Below are 22,134 nucleotides of genomic sequence, written 5' to 3'. Positions count from 1 at the left end.
AGAGAAATCATTGATGCATCCTATCAGAATTGAAAAAAGAGGCTGACAATAAAACCCTATTTTTCTATTGTCAGCCTTATTATCAGGTCTTATTGTCATGAGATAAACGGCTATTTTATAGCGGTTTAAATGCTAAAAGCTGACAGATGACAATAGAATCTACTTAATTTTCTAATGTATATATCTCCCAATAGTAATAGAATTGAAATTCATCTTCGTATAGAGAAAGGGATAATCCAGACAATAGTCCACCAAATGACCTGATATTCAAAGCCATAGATAAGAACTGAATACAATCAAGATTCAGATATGAAATACTTCAACTAAGTTCTGGTAGAACTTAGCACATTAAACAGTCAATTTATCCGTCCACTTTCACATGAATGTATCCAGTTCGACCAATAGACTCACTATTTTTTAAATTAAAAACCAACAATTCGGTTGCAAATATAGTAATTAGTTCGAAAAAGCCATGCAATTCATCGATATTATTTCAAAATTAAATTATAATCAAGTTTCTTATTTATTCCCACGACATCAAATAATGGGTAGAAACAGAGTGTACATATAACAAAAGAAAGCTTCAAAAACAAAAGCTATACATTCTATTTATCAGCATAATAAGCTTTTCATTCCCCTATATTTCATCATATTTAAGTTCTACCAGAACTAAGACAAAGGATTTATTATTTTTTTGACTTTAAATCAGCACAGTTCAGCACACAGAAAAAAAAATGTTTTAACTTCAAATTTCAATGCCTATGAGAAAGAGATAAGTATTTCAATTCCAAGAGTACCCACAGGTACTTCTATTCGTTTTTACCCTTTTTACCTTTAATAAAACTAATATTAATTTATGAAAAAATGCTTTGAATTAACACCATGTCTGCTGGCATTCTTATGCATTACCAGCTGTGTAGAAGATGTTGATAACGAACGCTCCAAAGGAATGTTCTCAGCATCACAAAGTGGATTCACCACCATTGAAGTTTATGATTTAGGCCCCCTCAACAAGATCGATTTATCCATTGCCAAGGCAGGATTGGAGGATGCCGGAGGAACAGTCACTTTTTCGGTAGAACAATCTTTGTTAGATTCTCTGAACAATGCAGACGGAACTGCCTATCAACTGCTACCTTCCGAATGCTATACGATTGAAAACGCAACTTATGACGTAACCTCCGGCGGAGACAGGCGCGTAACAGGAGGCAGCCTGGTCTACAATCCTCACAAAATCTACAACCTTTGCGGTTTCGATGAGCTTAAATATGTGCTTCCATTACAGGTATCTTCTACAGGAACTCCCATGAATTCGGACCGGACAGCAGTGCTCTATGGATTCATAGTTAAAGAAGCCATTGTCAGACTCGCATCTACCGGAGGAGACTTCGTCGTAGAAGGAGGAGCAACTACTTCACCTATGAATCTGAACACAGAAATAAGTTTTGAGAATGAATGGGACCTGACTACCACATTTGCCGCCAAAGGAGCGGACTATGTAGATCATTACAATTCAGCAAATTCGACCTATTATATACCATTGCCCTCCGACTTTTACACTCTTCCTGACGTCACCATCGCCAAGGGGAAAGCAACGGGAGGCTCCGTCATCAGCCTGCTGGGTGAAACACTTCCCCCCGGAAATTATCTTCTTCCGGTTTCACTCAGCGGACTCAGCGGACAAGGAGATGCCAGCATCAACATAGACAAGCAAACGGTAGCCAACTATTTTGTAATCAAACAAGGTAGTCCCATCAACAGAGATCACTGGACAGTTACCGCCAACACGGAGGAAAAGACAGGAGAAACCTCAGCTGCTTACCCTCACAACGGTCAGACGGTGTCGTTGATTGACGGAGAAGTTAACACTTTCTGGCATAGCCAATGGCAGGGAGGCGAAGTAGCACCACCGTATGAAATCATACTCGACATGGGTAAAGAGAACAGTGTCAGCCAATTAGGACTCATTGCCAGACAAAACGCACTGACCTCAATGAATCTTGAAATTTATGCAGGAAATGACGGCGAAACATGGAACCTAATTGGAAAATACTTTTTTGACGGCAGTATAAAAACAGAGCAAATGGTCCCTGTAAAAACATGCGACGCACGCTGGCTCCGGATCTACATTCCAAGTCTGGGCAGCGGTTCATCCGTAGGACACCTGGCAGAACTATATGTATACGGCACGGACAAGTAACCTTAATTATTTTCTAATTCTTACTTAAAAGAAACATTTATGAATAAGATATTAAAAGTAACGTGTTTCATCCTGTTTGCCTTATTGGCAGGAATAAACACAATTTATGCACAAGGACAAAGTCCGACAGGGCTTGTAGTCGATGAAAACGGACAGCCGATGATCGGGGTGCAGATAAAAATCGAAGGAACCACGGTCGGCGCCATCACCGATGTAGACGGTAACTTCACCATCAAAGCCACAAAAGGCAATATACTTATTTTCTCTTATGTGGGCTACGAACAACAAAAAATCACTTATAAGGGAGAAAAGGTACTGGCAATCAAGATGCTTCCAAGTACGGAAATGCTGGAAGATGTGGTTGTCATCGGTTACGGCAAACAAAAGAAGAACAGTGTAGTCAGTTCTATCAACGCTATCGGACCCAAAGAACTGTCGGTTTCTTCCAGCCGTAATATGACTAATAATTTGGCAGGACAGGTGCCGGGACTGATCGCAGTACAGCGTTCCGGTGAACCGGGATACGACAACGCCGACTTTTGGATTCGCGGACAGAGTTCTTTCAAAGGAGGTACGAATCCGCTTGTATTGGTCGATGGTGTTCCCCGGCAAATGCAGGATATCGAAGCAGATGAAATCGAATCTTTTACTTTGCTGAAAGATGCTGCCGCCACAGCCGTATACGGAGCCGAAGGTGCAAACGGAGTCATCCTGATCACTTCCAAACGAGGAAATTCGCAGAAACCCAAAATCTCGTTCCGTGCCGAAGGTACGATTCTGGAACCGACACGCCTGCCGACATTCATGAACTCCGTAGAGACTTTGAACCTGTACAACGAAGCATTGAACAACGAGGGGACCGCCAGCATCCGTACAGACGAGGAGATTGCCAAATATGGTCCCGGAGCCGACCGTGATCTATATCCGGATACCGACTGGTTGGGTACGATGCTGAGAAACCATACTTATAATATGCGGTATACCCTGAATGTAAGAGGAGGAACTGAACGCGCCCGTTATTTCGTATCCGGCGCCTTCTATCAGGAAAATGGTATATTCAAGGATTTCGGTAATGATTATGACAACAACATCGGACTGAAACGCTACAATTTGCGCAGCAACATCGACTTTGACGCAACTAAAACGACAACTGTAAAAGTAGACCTCAGCGGACAATACCTGCAGACCAACTATCCGGGCACAGGAACCAGCACTATTTTTACTACCATGTGCCGTACTCCGTCTTATATCATGCCGGCTGTGTATTCCGACGGTACCATCGCCGGACATCCCCGCCCATCCGGCAACCGCTCCAACCCGTACAACCTGCTTGTTAATTCGGGATATGCCAAAGAGTGGAGAACTTCTATCCAGTCGAAAGTGGAGATAGACCAGAAACTGGACTTCCTGACCAAAGGCTTAACATGGAAAGGACTGATCAGCTTTGACGCAGACATGTCGTACATCGCCAAACGTACCAAAACACCGACACAATATCTGGCAACGGGGCGCGATGAAAATGGAAGTCTGCTATATAAGACTGTAGTAGAGGGCAGCGATGTATTATCGGAAAATCTGAGCAACAGTTCAAGCAAACGAATTTATTTCGAAACGGCTATCAACTACAACCGTACTTTTGCCGAAAAACATGACGTAGGCGCTATGTTCCTGTATATGCAGAAAGAAACACAATACCACAACAATGCCCTGCCCTATAGAAAACAAGGGTTGGTAGGCCGTGTGACTTATGGATATGACGGACGCTATTTCATAGAAGGAAACTTCGGTTACACCGGTTCCGAAACCTTCGCAAAAGGCTATCGTTTCGGATTTTTCCCTGCAATGGGTCTGGCATGGTACATCAGCAACGAGCACTATTACCCAGACGTATTAAAAAAGGTAGTAAACAAACTGAAATTAAGATTCTCTGTCGGTCGTACCGGTAATGACGATACAGGCGGTAACCGGTTCTTATATCGTGGAACCATGAAGCAGGATAACAGCGGCTACAATCTCGGATTCAGCAACAGTGGCGCAATGGGTGGAGTAGGCAACGGAATCACCGAAGCCCAGTTCGAATCACCCTTCCTCTCGTGGGAAATCGAAGACAAACGAAACTTCGGTATCGATTTAGGCTTGTTCGACAACCGCATCGACCTGCAAGTAGACTATTTCAACAACCAACGCAAGGCGATTCTGCTGCAACGTAATACAGTTTCTAACGTAACAGGATTCCAGCAGATGCCGTGGCAAAACTTCGGTATTGTTAAAAACCAGGGTGTGGACGCAAGTCTGAATCTTAATTATAAGGTAGGGGAAGTAAATCTGAGCGCACGCGGCAACTTCACATTTGCGCGCAACGAAATTCGCGAATACGACCAAGTACCGCAAGTCTATCCGTGGCTTGAAAAGAAAGGCACACGCCTCAACTCATGGAAACTGTACATCGCCGACGGACTTTATACGGCTGACGACTTTAACATCACAGGGGAAGGTCTGAACCGCCAGTACGAACTGAAGCCGGGAGTCGTATCCGGTTTGTCGAGCGGAGTCCGCCCGGGTGATATCAAATACAAAGACCTGAACGGAGACGGCAAAATCGACAGCAACGACCAGATGGAGGATGTAGGAAATCCTTCGGTACCGGAAATTGTATACGGCTTCGGACTCAACGCCGAATGGAGAGGATTCTATGCAGGTATCTTCTTCCAGGGTTCCGGAAATACATCAACTGTATTAGGAGCCAGTTCCAACGGAGCATTCTTCCCTTTCCAATGGGGAGTAGAAGAATCTGCCGTACGCTCCGAAGTGGCTAACAGATGGACAGAACAGAACCCAAGCCAAAATGTAATGTTCCCCCGCATGCATTCTAACAATTTCGACAATAACACAGTTGCCAGCACATGGTGGTTGCGTGATGCCAGCTTCCTGCGCCTGAAAAACGTCGAAATCGGATACAATTTCAAGGAGAAGACACTGAAGAAGATCGGCATACAGGCCTTACGCGTTTATCTGCAAGGAAACAACCTCTGTGTATGGGACGATATCAAGATGTGGGACCCGGAACTTGGAAACACCAACGGCGGTTTCTCATATCCTCTAAGCCGTACTTTCACATTCGGTCTCGACTTTACTTTCTAATAATCTATATAACACATTATATATATGAAGACATTGAAGAAATTATCAATCATACTGGCCGCAGGACTAAGCACGATCTTCTTTTCAGGTTGCAGCGACTATCTGGACGTATCGGATGACCTGGCGGCAGAACTGAGCATGGAAGAAGTATTCAACAACACCGGTTATGCCCGACGCTTCCACCGTTACATATACTCCGGAATTCCGGATGTGTCAAACATCATCATTACCAGTTCTTACGCAGCCCTGACCGGGCTCGACAATCCCTGGCCTGCTGTTTCCGACGAATTGAAAAGCGCGCAAAACAACGTTAAGACAATTCCCGTAGTAGGTTATCATGCCGGTTCGGCTGATTTATCCCGATGGAGCCTGTACAAACAAATCCGTCAAGCAAACGAATTCCTAGCATACTCGCATACCATCCCCCAGCAAGGTGATGTAACGGATTACATTGACGAAGCCGAACTGGCACGATTGAAAAATGAGGCCCGTTTCCTACGTGCCTACTACCACTATCTGCTATTCGAATTGTACGGACCCATTCCCATTATGACGGAAATATCAGACCCGTCGGCAAGTGATCTGGACTACTACCGGAACTCAGTGGATGAAGTAGTAGCGTTCATCGATTCCGAATTAAATGAATGCTACAATGAACTGCCGGAGAAAGAAGTGAATGACGACGGCACTCCTAACGAGAACCGAAGCGCAGCACCTACCAAAGGAGCAGCATTGGCCATTTTGGCTAAACTTCACGTTTACGCCGCAAGTCCCTTGCTGAACGGAGGCTATTCCGAAGCAGTCGCCCTGAGAGATAATCAGGACAAACAACTGTTCCCGGCAAAAGACGACGGAAAATGGCAGACTGCCTTAAACGCCTTACAACGCTTTATCGATTATGCAAAAACTCACTATTATTTGTATAAAGAAAAAGATAAAGACGGCGAACTGAATCCGGAAGAATCTTTGTACCAACTCTTCCAGGTGAGTCTGAACAACCCGGAAGCTATCTGGCAAACCAGCAAGAATTCATGGGGAGATGTTGGCGGAGAAGGAAGAGAACGCAGGTGTACCCCACGTGCGATTTATAGCGGATTTGGCTGTGTAGGTGTTTTACAAGAAGCCATAGACGACTTCCTGATGAGTGATGGCAAAAGCATTCACGAATCCGATCTTTATACCGAAGAAGGCATCGGTGAAGACGGTATCCCCAACATGTACAAGAATCGTGAACCACGCTTCTATCAGGATATCACCTATTCCGGCAAAACATGGCAGAAAACAACCAAACAGATTTATTTCTACAAAGGTAGCGGAGACGACAACTCCAAAGCGGATATGAGCTATTCCGGCTATCTGCTTTATAAGGGAATGAACCGTGACCTTTTAAATCAAGGCAGCAATGCCAAGTCAAAGTTCAGAGCAGGCATGCTGTTCCGTCTGGCCGATTTCTATTTGCTGTATGCCGAAGCATTGAACCATGTAAATCCTGCGGACGAACGTATCATCGCACACATTGACAGCGTCCGTTATCGGGCAGGTATTCCTCTGCTGAAAGATATCAAACCGGAAATAAAGGGAAACCAGACATTGCAGGAAGAAGCTATCCGCAAGGAACGCCGCATTGAGCTGTTTGCCGAAGGACAACGCTACTTTGACGTACGCCGCTGGATGTGTGCCGACGAAGAAGGATACAAACAAGGTGGGCCGGTACATGGAATGAACATGAATGCTGACAACCTGGAAGGGTTCATGGAGCGTACCCCATTCGAAACCCGCATCTTCGAAAGACGTATGTACCTCTATCCTATCCCGCTAAATGAGATTCAAAAATCAAGTAAACTTGTTCAAAATCCGGGATGGTAACCCCCTACGTCATAACACAGACACAATAGGTATCTCATCATAGATGCAAACAAACATCACCTGAACGGTGCAAACGTAAAAAAGAGTTTTCCATTGATTTTGGAAAACTCTTTTTTACGTCCATCTTCAGAGAGAACAATAAAAAAACCTGCTAAAACTTTCATTTTAGCAGGTTTCTAACTGATCATTGTTGTTGATTCTGTTGGGCTACCTGGATTCGAACCAGGAATGACAGGACCAGAATCTGTAGTGTTACCATTACACCATAGCCCAATAATTTTCGTTTGCGGGTGCAAAGATACAAATAAATTGGGAATTGCAAACAATTCTGCTATTTTTTTTGCAAAAAAGCTCATTTTGTCCCTCCGAATAAAAGCATCTCCCCTAAAAAACACAAAAATTAAGTCATAACTTTCTTGTATCCAATAAATCACCGTATATTTGTCAAAAATATCACGTTTATAATCAGAAACAAAGGGGAATCCTTTTTTGTTATAAACCAAAAGACAACATGAATTATTAATTTCAATTACAGGAATGAACGATACGAAAATATTAATTGAAAAAATTAAAGAGGGAATTCAAGAGAAAAAAGGTAAAAATATCATTATTGCTGATTTAACCGGTATAGAAGATACCATCTGCAAATATTTCGTTATATGCCAGGGGAACTCTCCCAGTCAGGTGAGCGCTATCGTAGACTCTATCAAAGAGTTTACACGTAAAGGCGCCGACAGCAAACCTTTCGGCATAGACGGACTCCGAAACGCAGAATGGGTAGCGATGGATTATGCCGATGTACTTGTACATGTTTTTTTGCCGGAAGTAAGATCCTTCTATAATCTTGAACATCTTTGGGCAGACGCCAAACTTACTCAAATCCCCGATTTAGACTAATCCACAATTATGGACAACAATAATACTAACAACAATAAGCCTAATAATAAGGTGAATATGCCTAAGTTCAATCTGAACTGGCTATATATGATTATTGCCCTCATGCTTCTCGGCCTTTGGTGGAGCAGCGATTCAAGAGGAAGCGGAAGCAAACTCGTTCCTTACAGCGACTTCCAGAAGTATGTCACCAATGGGTATATCAGCAAAGTGCTGGGTTCTGAGAAAACACTCGAAGCCTACGTAAAGCCGAATGCCGTAGGTGCTGTATTCGGTGCGGACTCCATGAAAGTGGGAAGAAACCCGATTATCACCAGTAACCCTCCTTCCAAGGACAGACTGGATAAATTCCTGCAGGATGAAAAAGCTGCCGGTCATTTTGACGGAATTGCGGATTATCCTGCCGATTCGGATATTTTCCCGGCAATCCTGATTAATATTCTTCCACTGGTTTTACTTATCGCCCTGTGGATCTTCTTCATGCGCCGCATGAGCGGCGGCGGTGCCGGCGGTGCCGGCGGCGTATTCAATGTGGGAAAATCGAAAGCCCAGCTTTTTGAAAAGGGAGGATCTATCAAGATTACTTTCAAGGACGTAGCCGGTCTGGCGGAAGCCAAACAAGAGGTGGAAGAAATTGTAGAGTTTCTGAAAGAGCCTCAAAAGTATACCGACTTAGGAGGAAAGATTCCTAAGGGTGCATTGCTTGTAGGCCCTCCGGGAACCGGTAAGACATTACTGGCCAAGGCTGTTGCCGGTGAAGCAAACGTACCATTCTTCTCTCTGGCTGGTTCCGACTTCGTAGAAATGTTTGTCGGTGTGGGTGCATCCCGCGTACGTGACCTGTTCAAGCAGGCAAAAGAAAAGGCTCCTTGTATTGTGTTTATCGATGAGATTGACGCAGTAGGCCGTGCACGTGGCAAAAACCCTGCAATGGGTGGAAATGACGAACGCGAAAACACCCTGAATCAGTTATTGACTGAAATGGACGGTTTCGGCTCCAACAGTGGTGTGATTATCCTTGCCGCCACCAACCGGGTAGACGTACTGGATAAAGCATTGCTTCGTGCCGGACGTTTCGACCGTCAAATACACGTAGACCTGCCCGACCTTAACGAACGTAAAGAAGTATTCGGCGTACATCTGCGCCCGATCAAGATAGACGACACAGTAGACGTGGATCTGCTGGCACGCCAGACTCCGGGATTCTCCGGTGCGGATATTGCGAATGTCTGCAATGAAGCTGCCCTGATTGCAGCCCGTCACGGAAAGAAATTCGTAGGCAAGCAGGATTTCCTGGATGCTGTAGACCGTATCATCGGTGGTCTGGAAAAGAAGACCAAAATCACCACAGAAGCAGAAAGACGTTCAATCGCTTTACACGAAGCAGGACACGCCTCTATCTCCTGGCTGCTGGAATATGCCAACCCATTGATCAAGGTTACGATTGTTCCTCGCGGACGTGCATTAGGTGCTGCCTGGTATCTGCCGGAAGAACGTCAGATCACTACCAAAGAGCAGATGCTTGACGAAATGTGTGCTACTCTAGGAGGACGGGCAGCTGAAGACCTGTTCATCGGACGTATCTCCACCGGGGCCATGAACGACCTCGAAAGAGTGACCAAACAGGCATACGGCATGATCGCTTATCTAGGTATGAGTGACAAATTGCCCAACCTGTGCTATTATAATAATGAAGAATATTCTTTCAACCGTCCTTATAGCGAAAAGACAGCCGAACTAATCGACGAGGAAGTGAAGCGGATGGTGAACGAGCAATATGAACGTGCTAAGAAAATTCTGTCTGAACACATGAAAGGACACAATGAATTAGCCCAACTGCTAATCGACAAGGAAGTAATCTTTGCCGAAGACGTTGAACGTATTTTCGGTAAGCGTCCCTGGGCATCGCGCTCGGAAGAAATCCTGGCTGCCAAAGAAAGCCAGGATGCTGCCAAAGCAGAGAGAGCATTAGCCGAAAAACTGAAATCAGAAGAACAGGAAATCAAGGAGGAGGAAGCTGAAAATACTGCTCAGGAAGAAGCAACTACAGAAACGAAAATCACTGCGGAAGGAAAAAAAGTGACCGTAGAAGGAAAAGTGACTATAGAAGCCAAATCCAATGAGAAAGGACAAACTACCGAATCCAACTAATTAAAACACGAAGATCGTGATTAGTAATTTTATAAAACGGGCCATTACGGGTATACTCTTCGTAGCCATTCTGGTAGGATGTATACTTTACAATTCTTTCAGTTTCGGCATTCTGTTCATGGCGATCAGTGCATTGACTATCTATGAATTCGGACAGTTGGTCAACAGCCGTGCAGAAGGTGCTAATGTAAACAAGACCATTATTATGCTGGGAGGAGCTTATTTATTCCTCGCAGTAATGGGATTCTGCATTGACGCAGCCGACTCTAAGATTTTCATTCCTTATTTGCTGTTGCTGCTCTATTTAATGATCAGTGAGTTGTATCTGAAAAAAGCAAATCCGATGCTCAACTGGGCATATTCCATGCTTAGCCAGCTCTACATAGGGCTGCCGTTTGCATTGCTCAATGTACTGGCATTCCATAATGATCCGGAATATAGCAGCGTAAGCTATAATCCGATTCTGCCATTGTCTATCTTCATATTCCTTTGGCTGAGTGACACGGGTGCATATTGCGTCGGTTCATTAATAGGTAAACACCGCTTGTTCGAACGTATCTCTCCTAAGAAATCCTGGGAAGGTTCCATCGGTGGCGGAGTGGTAGCTATCGGAGCTTCTTTTATTCTGGCACATTATTTCACGATTATGTCGATGTGGGAATGGGCAGGTCTGGCTTTGGTTGTTGTCATATTCGGAACATGGGGTGACCTGACAGAGTCATTACTGAAACGCCAATTACACGTTAAAGATTCGGGAACGATTCTTCCGGGACACGGAGGTATGCTTGACCGCTTTGACAGCGCTTTGATGGCCATACCGGCAGCAGTATTTTATCTGTATGCACTGACTTGGTTCTAATGGAGACAAAATAAACAAAAAGGTCGGAAGCTGCTTTGATGCAATTCCGACCTTTTTTTTCACACACAGTGTTCGTCAAGGTTTAGTTTTCATAAAAGTTTGGCTATTTAATAAAAGAAGTGGAATGTACGTCCTTCGCTTTCTCCGGAACGCCTACCGGATGGTCCAAATCGAGAACGATCACTCTTCCTTCTCCATTCTCCTCTGAATTGATTGTCACCTTGAATCCTTTCCATTCTGTTTCCGCGTCTTTTGCTGACGGATAGAACTCTTCCAGATTATAAGAAACTCGTCCCCATCCCCGGTATTTAGTTACATCATCATACGTATTGTAACGCAATTCCAGATGTATATAACCGTCTTCATCCACATTCAATGTTTCCGGTGTCTCCGGAGTTTCCGGTTCTATCTTATTCTGCACAAGACTAATACGATGCTTTTCAGTATGAGGTAAATACTGATGGAAGATTATATTCAGGAACTTTCCTCCCAGCCACATATCTCCCTGATAAATCACGATAGGATCATTTCCGAATTCTTCTTCATTTTCAGCAGTCATATCTTCCACCTCTTTCGTCAACACTTCCTGGATGCCTTCTATCTTTACCTGAGCACCATTATCCGTATCAGCCAAAGGGTTGAAAAAAGCAACTACACGTTCACCGTCTACCGGTTTGTACCAAGGAATAGAGCTGGCAACCGGATCAATCACTCCCCAGCGATCACCTTCCAGATAATAACCTCCGCCACCGGTTGCATGAACCGTGGCCCAATCCCATCCCAAGTCTCCAATTGAATACCCATCGTCGTCACATGATTGCAGTGCGGGTACCAATGCGAGCAATAACATTACTAAAAACCAATTAAATTTTTTCATATCTGTTCCTCTCTTTTTAATTCTTCTGCTATATAAATAAAAAAGCCGGGCATTTACTGCACCGGCTTTACGTTTATTCAGAAAAAGAAAGTTATTTTTTCAACAGTTCCAGCATTTCATGAGCAGCATGCTGTGGGGCACCCGCGGGTCCCAACCGATCTGCCATATACTCATACCCTGCAAGCATCCGTTTTTTATATTCCTTATTTTCAAGAAGTTTGCTTAGTTCCTCCTGCATATTTCCGACAGTCATTGTATCTGCCACTAGCTCCTTCACTACCTCACGGTCTGCAATCAGATTAACCAGCGAGATAAATTTCACTTTCAGAATATGGCGGCGCAAAAACGAAACGAACTTTCCAACCGGAGTATAATAGCAGACCACCTGAGGAACACGGAACAAGGCTGTCTCCAAGGTTGCCGTACCCGACGTTACCAAAGCCGCCTCCGCATGCTGCAACAAGCGATAAGTCTGGTCAAAGATTATTTTTACTTTAGCCTGTCCTACATATTGCTCGTAGTACTCCGGAGCAATACCGGGAGCACCAGCCAGCACCAGCTGATAAGCGGGAAATGCAGAAGCCGCCTTCAGCATATCCGGCAGATTATCTTTAATCTCCTGCTTCCTGCTTCCTGCCAATAATGCAATTACAGGCCGATCTTCCAGTTTATTATCCGCAATAAATGCTTCCATATTTTGGGGATGGGCTTTCTGATAAGCAGTCACTTCATCTACCGTAGGATTTCCTACATAATGTATAGGATACTGATGTTTCGCTTCAAAAAACTCCACTTCAAAGGGAAGTATGGAGAAGAGTTCATCCACATCGCGTTTGATATTCTTGATGCGATACTCCTTCCATGCCCATATCTTCGGAGAAATATAGTAGAAAACAGGAATCTGAGTCCTGGCATGTACAAACTTAGCTATGTTAAGATTGAAACCGGGATAGTCTACCAGAATCACGACATCAGGATTCCAGCCAACAATATCCTCCTTGCAACGTTTCATATTCGCAAAGATCGTACGCAAATGAAGCAGCACGGGGATAAATCCCATATATGCCAGTTCTTTATAATGCTTCACCATCGTCCCTCCGACGGCAGCCATCAGATCTCCACCGAAAAAACGGAAATCAGCTTGAGGATCTTCCGCCTTCAAGGCAGTCATCAGATGAGACGCGTGTAAGTCTCCGGAAGCTTCACCGACAATCAGATAATACTTCATGGGAATTTTGAATTAGGAGTTTTGAATTTCGAAATCAGCAAAATGCCGTATATATCAGAATTCTATTTGTTTACAATAGTCATTCAGTTCATCGATAAAGCCGTAGGCAGTCATATCAACTGTCGTTGGCGTGATAGCCACATATCCGTTTTCCAGTGCCCAATGGTCATTATTCTCGTTTTCAAGTTCATGATCAGTAAATGAACCGGTCAGCCAAAAATAATGATGGTCGTCCAGACGGGGACAAGTCACCCATTCGTTCTCCCAACACCCTTTCGCCTGTTCACAAACCTTCACCCCTTTCAGATGAGGAGTATCCGGGAAGTTCACATTGAGGCAAGTCAACGGAGGCAAGCCTTTTTCCAATATCATGGCAGCTATCTTGCGTATATAAAGACCCGCAGGTTCAAAATCAGCATCAGGCTGATGATTACACAGAGAAAAGCCGATAGAAGGAATCCCTTTCAGACAACCTTCGATCACGACTCCCATCGTTCCCGAATAATGTACGTTAATAGCAGAATTATCTCCATGATTGATACCGCCTACTACCAGGTCCGGTTTTCGGTCGAGTACAGCCCCCAATGCCAGTTTAATACAATCGGTTGGTGTCCCCGTACATTTATATACAGTCAGACCCACTTCTTTTTTGACCAGCTGATAATGAACCGGATGAGTTACTGTCAGTGCACTGCCACTACCGGAGCGCGGAGAATCGGGTGCCATTACTACAATTTCCCCCAACGGACGAAGAAACTTCACCAGTTCACTAATACCTTTAGCCATAACACCATCGTCATTTGAAACGAGGATCAACGGCTTCTTACTTTCCATATATTCAATCCTTTCCTTTTTATGTTCGCACAAAAGTAGCAAAAAGTAACCGTACCGCCAACCGGATATCTTCGAATATCCATTAATTACATCGCTATCTGGCGAATATACACCCGTTTACAAATCTTAATCTTCTGCAAGCGAGTAAAAAAAGAAAGAGATATCCAATATAAATATGTATATTTGCACGCTCGAATAGAGGAAGTTTGATGATAAAATCAGCCAGGTTTCAGAACTGTTTCGTCCGGCAGTTATTAACAAAACAGGTGACTTATCAACAGAAAATGCAAAGTTTCTCTTTTTTCGTAGGCGCTCTAAGGAATTATCACTTATTTCGCTGCCAATAAATTTAGAGTATATGGGAAAAATAATTGCTTTGGCCAATCAAAAAGGGGGTGTAGGAAAGACCACGACTACGATTAATCTCGCAGCGTCACTTGCTACACTCGAAAAGAAAGTACTCGTAGTAGATGCCGACCCGCAAGCAAATGCCTCTTCCGGTCTGGGAGTGGACATCAAGCAGTCGGAATGTACTATCTATGAATGCATTATTGACAGAGCCAATGTACAGGACGCTATCCTTGACACAGAAATCGATTCTTTAAAAGTGATCTCTTCGCACATCAATCTTGTAGGAGCAGAGATTGAAATGCTAAACCTCCCAAACCGCGAAAAGATACTGAAAGAAGTACTCACACCCTTGAAGAAAGAGTATGACTATATCTTGATAGACTGTTCTCCTTCACTCGGCCTGATCACCATCAATGCCCTGACAGCAGCCGACTCCGTGATCATCCCCGTGCAAGCTGAATATTTTGCTCTCGAAGGCATCAGCAAACTGCTGAATACAATCAAGATCATCAAGTCGAAACTGAACCCTGCGCTGGAAATCGAAGGTTTCCTGCTGACCATGTACGACTCACGTCTGCGTCAGGCAAACCAAATTTATGACGAAGTAAAAAAACACTTCCAGGAACTAGTATTCAACAGCGTGATCCAACGAAACGTAAAACTGAGCGAGGCTCCCAGCTACGGTATTCCGACTATTCTTTATGACGCGGACTCTACCGGTGCCAAAAACCACCTCGCCCTTGCCAAAGAGATTATCAACAGAAATAAATAAACGAAGAAGATATGGCAACACAAAAAAGAAATGCATTAGGACGCGGACTTGACGCCCTGCTCTCGATGGATGATGTGAAAACCGAAGGCTCTTCTTCCATTAATGAAATAGAGTTGGCGAAGATTACCGTCAACCCCAATCAGCCTCGCCGCGAATTCGATCAGACGGCCTTACAGGAACTGGCTGATTCAATTGCGGAAATCGGTATCATACAGCCTATCACTCTACGCAAACTCTCAGACGATGAATATCAGATCATCGCAGGAGAACGCCGTTACCGTGCTTCACAAAAAGCGGGACTGACAACCATCCCCGCCTACATCCGCACCGCTGACGACGAGAACATGATGGAAATGGCGCTGATTGAAAATATCCAGCGTGAAGACCTGAATGCGGTGGAAATAGCATTGGCTTATCAACATCTGCTGGACCAGTACGAACTGACACAGGAACGCCTGAGCGAACGTATCGGCAAGAACCGGACAACTATCGCCAACTACCTGCGTCTGCTCAAGCTACCGGCTCCTATACAGATGGCTCTGCAAAACAAACAGATCGATATGGGACATGCACGTGCATTGATTTCATTAGGCGACCCTAAACTTCAAGTAAAAATATTCGAAGAGATACAAGAACACGGATATTCTGTTCGCAAAGTAGAAGAGATTGTCAAATCACTGAGCGAAGGAGAAGCTGTGAAAAGCGGCACACGGAAAATCACTCCGAAACGCAGCAAACTACCGGAAGAGTTCAACTTACTGAAGCAACAACTCACGGGATTCTTCAACACCAAGGTACAACTGACTTGCTCCGAAAAAGGGAAAGGAAAAATCAGCATTCCTTTCAGCAACGAGGAGGAACTGGAACGTATCATGGAAATCTTCGATACGCTAAAAAAGTAAATGACAAGAAAAAGTAAGAAATATCAGTTACTCATCATCACCCTGCTTCTCTGTTTTCTACAGGTGGCAGGGATTGATGTGTATGCACAGGAGCCTGTGACTCCGGTACAAAAAGACAGTACTATTCAGAGTCGGGAAGCACCGAAAGCACGTGCACGAAGGCATCGCGACCCTGCCCAGGTGACGGATTCGCTAAGAAAGGATTCAATCAAGATATTGCATCCGGAACGTCTGCAAGCAACCGACAGTCTGTCTGCCGCTAAAATACAGATAGCTGACAGCCTTGACGCAGCCAACAAAAAAGAACTAAAGAAAATAGAACAGCCGACGCCTATTGTGGTGAAAACCGATACGGTCCCCCCTCCTGTACAGGACCTCAACAAGAAGCTGTTTGTTCCTAATCCGACCAAAGCAACATGGCTCGCAGTCGTATTCCCCGGTGGAGGACAGATTTATAACCGTAAATACTGGAAACTGCCTATTATATACGGAGGATTTGCGGGTTGCGCATACGCCCTCAGCTGGAACGGAAAGATGTATAAAGACTATTCACAGGCTTATCTGGACATCATGGACAGCAATCCGAATACCAAAAGCTACGAAGATTTGCTTCCTCCGAACGCCCAGTACAATGAAGAGCAACTGAAAAACACCCTGAAACGAAGGAAGGACTCATTCCGTCGTTTTCGGGACCTTAGTATATTTGCATTTATCGGAGTATACCTTATTTCTATCATTGACGCTTATGTCGATGCAGAATTATCCAACTTCGATATATCACCGGACTTGAGTATGAAACTGGAACCGACGGTCATTGACAACAACAGCCAGTTCCGTTCCAACAGTTACAAGAACAAGTCGGTAGGATTGCAATGCGTACTACGATTTTAAAAGAACACAATTTAGATTGAATTTATTATTAAAGCATGAAGAAATTAGAAAACTATTGTTCGATTATTTTCCTTTTCCTGTTGGCAACCACACAGGTAAAAGCTCAAAGTGTAGATGTAGTTATTCGTGAAAACGGAACCGAACGCAAAGAAAGCATCGATCTTCCAAAGAGTATGACTTACCCGCTCGACAGCCTGCTGAACGACTGGAAAGCTAAAAACTATATTGATTTAGGCAAAGATTGCAGTACCGCGGAAGTGAACCCTTTATTCAGTGATTCTGTTTATATCGACCGCCTTTCACGTATTCCGGCTGTCATGGAAATGCCTTACAATGACATTGTACGTAAATTTATCGATATGTATGCAGGACGTCTGCGCAATCAGGTTTCATTCATGCTGAGTGCCTGCAATTTCTACATGCCTATTTTTGAGGAAGCACTGGATGCTTACGGACTTCCTCTGGAACTAAAATACTTGCCAATTATCGAATCCGCACTGAATCCTTCAGCGGTATCACGTGCCGGTGCTTCAGGATTGTGGCAATTTATGATTGGAACGGGCAAGATTTATGGTCTGGAATCCAACAGCCTGATAGATGAACGCCGCGACCCGATCAAAGCAACTTGGGCTGCTGCCCGCTATCTGAAAGAGATGTACGATATTTATGGAGACTGGAATCTGGTTATCGCAGCCTATAACTGTGGTCCGGGTACCATCAACAAGGCAATCCGCCGTGCCGGAGGAGAAACGGACTATTGGAAAATATATAATCTGTTACCTAAAGAAACACGCGGATACGTACCTGCTTTCATTGCCGCCAACTATGTGATGACTTATTATTGTGACCATAACATCTGCCCGATGGAAACCAATATTCCGGCAAGTACAGATACAGTGCAAGTTACCCAAAATCTGCATTTTGAGCAAATTGCCGAACTTTGTAATGTTCCGCTGGATGAAGTGAAAAGCCTGAATCCTCAATATAAGAAACAAATTATTCCCGGAACAACCAAGCCTTGTACATTACGTTTACCACAAGGAGCTATCAGCGCATTTATCGATAAGCAGGATACCATCTATGCACACCGTGCCGACGAGTTATTCCGTAACCGGAAAACTGTTGCCGTAAAAGAGATAACTCCGGCCACCCGCCGACAGACAAGTGCTATCGCCGGCAAAGGTAAATTGACTTACTACAAGATAAAAAGTGGAGACACTCTCTCATCAATTGCCGAAAAGTTAGGCGTACGTGTCAGAGATATACAGCAATGGAACGGGATGTCCAACACTAGAATTTCAGCAGGAAAACAATTGAAAATCTACAAATAAATGACTTCCCGCTTGCTCCATTCGGAAATTTGCTTATTTTTGCAAAAATAAGCGAATGAAAGGATAACGAATATGGATAATATAACCCCCAAAGAAATAGCAGATGAAGAGATGATCAATCAGGCGTTCCAGGAACTTCTGAATGATTATCTCCATACTAAACATCGCAAACGAGTTGAAATCATCACGAAAGCTTTCAACTTTGCTAATCAGGCACACAAAGGAATCAAACGCCGCTCCGGCGAACCTTATATCATGCACCCGATTGCCGTTGCACAGATAGTATGCAACGAAATCGGTCTAGGGTCTACCTCGATCTGTGCAGCGTTGCTGCATGACGTAGTAGAAGACACTGACTATACGGTGGAAGACATCGAAAATATTTTTGGACCGAAGATAGCCCAGATTGTAGACGGACTGACCAAAATCTCCGGTGGAATCTTCGGAGACCGCGCCTCGGCACAGGCAGAAAACTTTAAAAAGTTACTGCTCACCATGTCGAACGATATCCGGGTTATCCTGATTAAAATAGCTGACCGCCTGCACAACATGCGTACATTGGGCTCCATGTTGCCCAATAAACAATATAAGATAGCAGGAGAAACTCTCTACATCTATGCTCCGTTAGCCAACCGGCTGGGTTTGTACAAGATAAAAACAGAACTTGAAAACCTCAGTTTCAAATATGAACATCCCGAAGAATATGCCGAAATAGAAGAAAAGCTGAATGCTACCGCTGCCGAACGCGATAAAGTATTCAACGACTTCACAGCTCCGATCCGTACTCAACTGGACAAGATGGGGCTGAAATACCGGATTCTGGCACGTGTAAAATCGATCTACTCCATCTGGAACAAAATGCAGACCAAACACGTCCCGTTCGAGGAGATTTATGACTTACTCGCTGTCCGAATTATCTTCGAACCACGTAACGTAGAGGAAGAGCTCAATGACTGCTTCGATATCTATGTTTCCATTTCCAAGATATACAAACCTCATCCCGACCGCCTGCGTGACTGGGTAAGTCACCCTAAAGCAAATGGTTATCAGGCATTGCACGTCACCCTGATGGGAAACAACGGGCAATGGATTGAAGTGCAGATTCGTAGCGAACGGATGAATGATGTAGCAGAACAAGGTTTTGCCGCTCACTGGAAATATAAAGAAGGAGGAGGCAGCGAAGACGAAGGCGAACTGGAGAAATGGCTGAAAACTATTAAAGAGATACTAGACGATCCACAACCGGATGCAATCGACTTTCTGGATACAATCAAACTGAATCTGTTTGCTTCCGAAATCTTTGTATTCACTCCGAAAGGAGAATTGAAAACAATGCCTCAGAACTCTACGGCGCTGGATTTTGCCTTTTCATTACACACAGATATCGGCAGTCATTGTATCGGTGCCAAAGTCAATCATAAGCTGGTACCACTAAGCCATAAACTACAAAGCGGCGACCAGGTTGAAATACTAACCTCCAAATCGCAACGTGTACAACCACAATGGGAAGTATTCGCTACGACCGCCCGTGCCCGTGCCAAGATTGCAGCGATTCTTCGTAAAGAACGTAAGGCGAACCAAAAAATTGGTGAAGAGTTGCTCAGTGAGTTTCTGAAAAAAGAAGAAATACGTCCGGAAGAGGCTGTCGTCGAGAAATTGCGTAAATTACACAACTTCAAGAACGAAGAAGAATTATTGGCTGCTATCGGCAGCAAAGCCATCATTCTGGGAGAAACGGACAAGAACGAACTAAGAGAAAAACAAACCAGTAACTGGAAAAAATACCTTACTTTCTCCTTCGGAAACAGCAACAAGGAGAAAACGGAAGAGAAAGAACCTCAGGAAAAAGAAAAGATCAATCCGAAAGAGATTCTTAGACTGACAGAAGAAAGTCTGCAAAAGAAATACATCATGGCTGAATGTTGTCACCCGATTCCCGGTGATGATGTTTTGGGGTACGTTGATGAGAACGACCGGATTATCATTCATAAACGCCAGTGTCCTGTTGCCGCGAAGCTGAAAAGCAGCTATGGCAACCGCATATTAGCGACCGAATGGGATACTCACAAAGAACTTTCTTTCCTCGTATATATCTATTTAAGAGGTATAGACAGTATGGGACTTCTGAACGAAGTGACTCAAGTCATCTCCAGACAACTTAACGTAAATATCCGTAAACTTGCCATTGAAACAAACGACGGGATATTCGAAGGAAAAATCCAGTTGTGGGTACATGATGTGGAAGATGTAAAAACAATCTGCAATAACCTGAAGAAGATTCAAAATATCAAACAGGTGAACCGAGTAGAAGAATAAATCCACCCAAACATCACCAACGCTTAGGTTATAAATGAAGAATGATGAATGAAGAATTGGCTGCGCTATCACGCTGCAAAGTAATTCTTCATTCATCATTCTTCATTTATATCTACTCTTCCCTGAGACTTAATCTCGTCCGTCCAGTTCTTTCTTGATAGCCAGAAGCTCTTCCTTAATACCTTTCAACCGATTCACAATCTCGTAATTGCGGACCGTAGCCTCCTTATTATCCTTCAAACGCTGACGGGCACCGGGAAGTGTCATACCTTTCTCCTTCACCAAATGATAGATCAGGCCAATTGTCTCCACATCCTCTTTACGATACTGACGTATTCCCCTTCCTGTGGTTCTGGGAGAAATCTGAGGAAACTCCTTCTCCCAAAAACGAAGCAAGGAAGCATTGACTCCAAACATCTCAGCCACTTCGGCTATGGAGTAGTATAATTTTAGCTCTTTGTCTGTATTTAGCATAGAAACCGTTGTTTTAAGAGATTAATCGAACACCTTACCATGGTTGGCAGCTAACTGGATCATCTTCTCATAATCTTCCGCACTCAAATCCATGAAATAATAGTTAACAGGATTCACAACCTTTCCTTTCACATGCACCTCATAGTGAAGATGAGGACCCGTACTCTTTCCTGTACTTCCCACCTTTCCGATCACTTCACCACGCACCACTTTTTTCCCGACTTTCGTATTGTAGCCTTGCAAGTGAGCGTAACGAGTCAGATAACCGAAACCATGGTCGATCTCAATTGTATTGCCATATCCTGTTTCCCATCCCACTTTCACCACCGTCCCGTCTCCGGTCGCATAAACATCTGTCCCCGGATGAGCGGAGAAATCCATTCCCGAATGGAATTTTGTGGTGCCATATATCGGATCAATACGTGTCCCGTATCCGGAAGCAGTCTTACGAAGGTCTTTATTGGAAATAGGCTGAATAGCGGGAATACACTTCAACATTTCATCATGGTTCTTGCACATATCTATCACATCGTCAAAAGACTTGGACTGGATATAAATTTGTTTCGATAATACATCCAGCTTTTGAGTCGTATTTACGACCAGCTTGGAGTTTGCCAGATCCATCAGTTCTTCATAACGGTTTGTGCCTCCAAAACCAGCCTGACGGATAGCCGGTGAAACAGGATCAGCCTGCAGAATCACCCGATACAGGTTATCATCACGCTGCTGAATATCCTGAAGCACCCCCATCGCATCATCCAGACGGCGGGAAAGTACGTTATATTGTGCCAAAAGACGACTGTTTTCGATTCGCAACTCCTTCTCCGAAGGCGATCCGAACACCAAAAGTAAAATGATGAAGCACCCTGCTCCAAGTCCCATACCGATAAAAAGCTGGCGCAGAATGCTAAGCGCACGTTGCCGTACGGTAGGGTAAATTCGATCATAAGTCTGCGTCCTTGGATTGTAGATGTAGTAAACTTTGCGCATCTTTTTGGAAATATTTCGCTTGTTAATACGGCAAAAGTAATAAAAACAAGCTATCTT

Annotated in this window: 16 protein-coding genes and 1 tRNA gene; 11 read left to right on the top strand and 6 right to left on the bottom strand. The window is 44.1% G+C overall.

The window, feature by feature from the left end; all coding sequences use genetic code 11:
* Window positions 1-856: 856 nt before the first annotated feature.
* From K6V30_RS08630 to K6V30_RS08620, 3 genes are read left to right on the top strand one after another with little or no spacing between them, the layout of a single operon-like run.
* Window positions 857-2,200 carry a BT_3987 domain-containing protein gene (locus K6V30_RS08630; protein WP_022302300.1) on the top strand — a complete coding sequence of 448 codons (1,344 nt, stop codon included), beginning with the start codon at window positions 857-859 and terminating at the stop codon, window positions 2,198-2,200.
* A 39-nt stretch (window positions 2,201-2,239) separates the two neighbouring features.
* Window positions 2,240-5,341 carry a SusC/RagA family TonB-linked outer membrane protein gene (locus K6V30_RS08625; RefSeq protein WP_010536630.1) on the top strand — a complete coding sequence of 1,034 codons (3,102 nt, stop codon included), beginning with the start codon at window positions 2,240-2,242 and terminating at the stop codon, window positions 5,339-5,341.
* A 24-nt stretch (window positions 5,342-5,365) separates the two neighbouring features.
* The gene (locus K6V30_RS08620) at window positions 5,366-7,207 is read left to right on the top strand and encodes a RagB/SusD family nutrient uptake outer membrane protein (RefSeq protein WP_010536629.1); all 1,842 of its coding nucleotides are present in this window, start codon (window positions 5,366-5,368) and stop codon (window positions 7,205-7,207) included.
* Between the two features lie 202 nt (window positions 7,208-7,409).
* Here the strand turns inward: K6V30_RS08620 and K6V30_RS08615 are convergent.
* Window positions 7,410-7,480 (bottom strand) — tRNA-Gln (locus K6V30_RS08615).
* A 264-nt stretch (window positions 7,481-7,744) separates the two neighbouring features.
* Here K6V30_RS08615 and rsfS point away from each other — a divergent pair.
* Genes rsfS through K6V30_RS08600 form a run of 3 tightly spaced genes read left to right on the top strand, consistent with a single transcriptional unit; the run spans window position 7,745 to window position 11,111 of the window.
* A complete protein-coding gene (gene rsfS, locus K6V30_RS08610) occupies window positions 7,745-8,104 on the top strand; it encodes a ribosome silencing factor (RefSeq protein ID WP_010536628.1) in 360 nt (119 codons plus the stop codon).
* A gap of 9 nt (window positions 8,105-8,113) precedes the next feature.
* Window positions 8,114-10,252: an ATP-dependent zinc metalloprotease FtsH gene (ftsH, locus tag K6V30_RS08605; RefSeq protein ID WP_055268573.1), complete on the top strand. Its 2,139-nt coding sequence runs from the start codon at window positions 8,114-8,116 to the stop codon at window positions 10,250-10,252.
* A gap of 16 nt (window positions 10,253-10,268) precedes the next feature.
* Window positions 10,269-11,111: a phosphatidate cytidylyltransferase gene (locus K6V30_RS08600; protein WP_055268572.1), complete on the top strand. Its 843-nt coding sequence runs from the start codon at window positions 10,269-10,271 to the stop codon at window positions 11,109-11,111.
* Between the two features lie 103 nt (window positions 11,112-11,214).
* Here the strand turns inward: K6V30_RS08600 and K6V30_RS08595 are convergent, their stop codons facing one another.
* The 3 genes from K6V30_RS08595 to surE form a co-directional block, all read right to left on the bottom strand.
* Window positions 11,215-11,988 (bottom strand): NigD1/NigD2 family lipoprotein, encoded by a 774-nt coding sequence (locus tag K6V30_RS08595; RefSeq protein WP_022302294.1) that lies wholly within the window; start codon window positions 11,986-11,988, stop codon window positions 11,215-11,217.
* Between the two features lie 91 nt (window positions 11,989-12,079).
* Window positions 12,080-13,216 carry a lipid-A-disaccharide synthase gene (gene lpxB / locus K6V30_RS08590; RefSeq protein ID WP_055268571.1) on the bottom strand — a complete coding sequence of 379 codons (1,137 nt, stop codon included), beginning with the start codon at window positions 13,214-13,216 and terminating at the stop codon, window positions 12,080-12,082.
* Between the two features lie 54 nt (window positions 13,217-13,270).
* Window positions 13,271-14,050 (bottom strand): 5'/3'-nucleotidase SurE, encoded by a 780-nt coding sequence (surE, locus tag K6V30_RS08585; protein WP_010536623.1) that lies wholly within the window; start codon window positions 14,048-14,050, stop codon window positions 13,271-13,273.
* Between the two features lie 358 nt (window positions 14,051-14,408).
* Here surE and K6V30_RS08580 point away from each other — a divergent pair, with 358 nt between their 5' ends.
* From K6V30_RS08580 to K6V30_RS08560, 5 genes are all read left to right on the top strand, one after another.
* Window positions 14,409-15,173, top strand: coding sequence for a ParA family protein (locus tag K6V30_RS08580; protein WP_010536622.1), 765 nt, complete (start codon window positions 14,409-14,411; stop codon window positions 15,171-15,173).
* Between the two features lie 11 nt (window positions 15,174-15,184).
* Window positions 15,185-16,075: a ParB/RepB/Spo0J family partition protein gene (locus K6V30_RS08575; RefSeq protein ID WP_010536621.1), complete on the top strand. Its 891-nt coding sequence runs from the start codon at window positions 15,185-15,187 to the stop codon at window positions 16,073-16,075.
* The gene (locus K6V30_RS08570; protein WP_010536620.1) at window positions 16,076-16,966 is read left to right on the top strand and encodes a DUF5683 domain-containing protein; all 891 of its coding nucleotides are present in this window, start codon (window positions 16,076-16,078) and stop codon (window positions 16,964-16,966) included. It begins immediately after the preceding gene.
* A gap of 35 nt (window positions 16,967-17,001) precedes the next feature.
* Window positions 17,002-18,297, top strand: coding sequence for a lytic transglycosylase domain-containing protein (locus K6V30_RS08565; protein ID WP_010536619.1), 1,296 nt, complete (start codon window positions 17,002-17,004; stop codon window positions 18,295-18,297).
* A gap of 72 nt (window positions 18,298-18,369) precedes the next feature.
* Entirely contained in the window at window positions 18,370-20,613 is a 2,244-nt protein-coding gene (locus K6V30_RS08560) for a RelA/SpoT family protein (RefSeq protein WP_010536618.1), read from the top strand.
* Window positions 20,614-20,742: 129 nt separating this feature from the next.
* On the opposite strand, the gene K6V30_RS08555 is transcribed toward K6V30_RS08560, so the two are convergent.
* Both K6V30_RS08555 and K6V30_RS08550 read right to left on the bottom strand, forming a co-directional pair.
* The gene (locus K6V30_RS08555; protein WP_010536617.1) at window positions 20,743-21,087 is read right to left on the bottom strand and encodes a MerR family transcriptional regulator; all 345 of its coding nucleotides are present in this window, start codon (window positions 21,085-21,087) and stop codon (window positions 20,743-20,745) included.
* Window positions 21,088-21,108: 21 nt separating this feature from the next.
* Complete coding sequence (locus K6V30_RS08550) at window positions 21,109-22,077, bottom strand: M23 family metallopeptidase (RefSeq protein ID WP_010536616.1); 969 nt, start codon at window positions 22,075-22,077, stop codon at window positions 21,109-21,111.
* Between the last annotated feature and the right edge of the window lie 57 nt (window positions 22,078-22,134).

This window comes from Bacteroides faecis, from assembly GCF_020091505.1.
Lineage (GTDB): Bacteria > Bacteroidota > Bacteroidia > Bacteroidales > Bacteroidaceae > Bacteroides > Bacteroides faecis.
The sequence above is the reverse complement of the archived record's forward strand: the minus strand, read 5'-3'. Positions and strand labels throughout refer to the sequence as shown.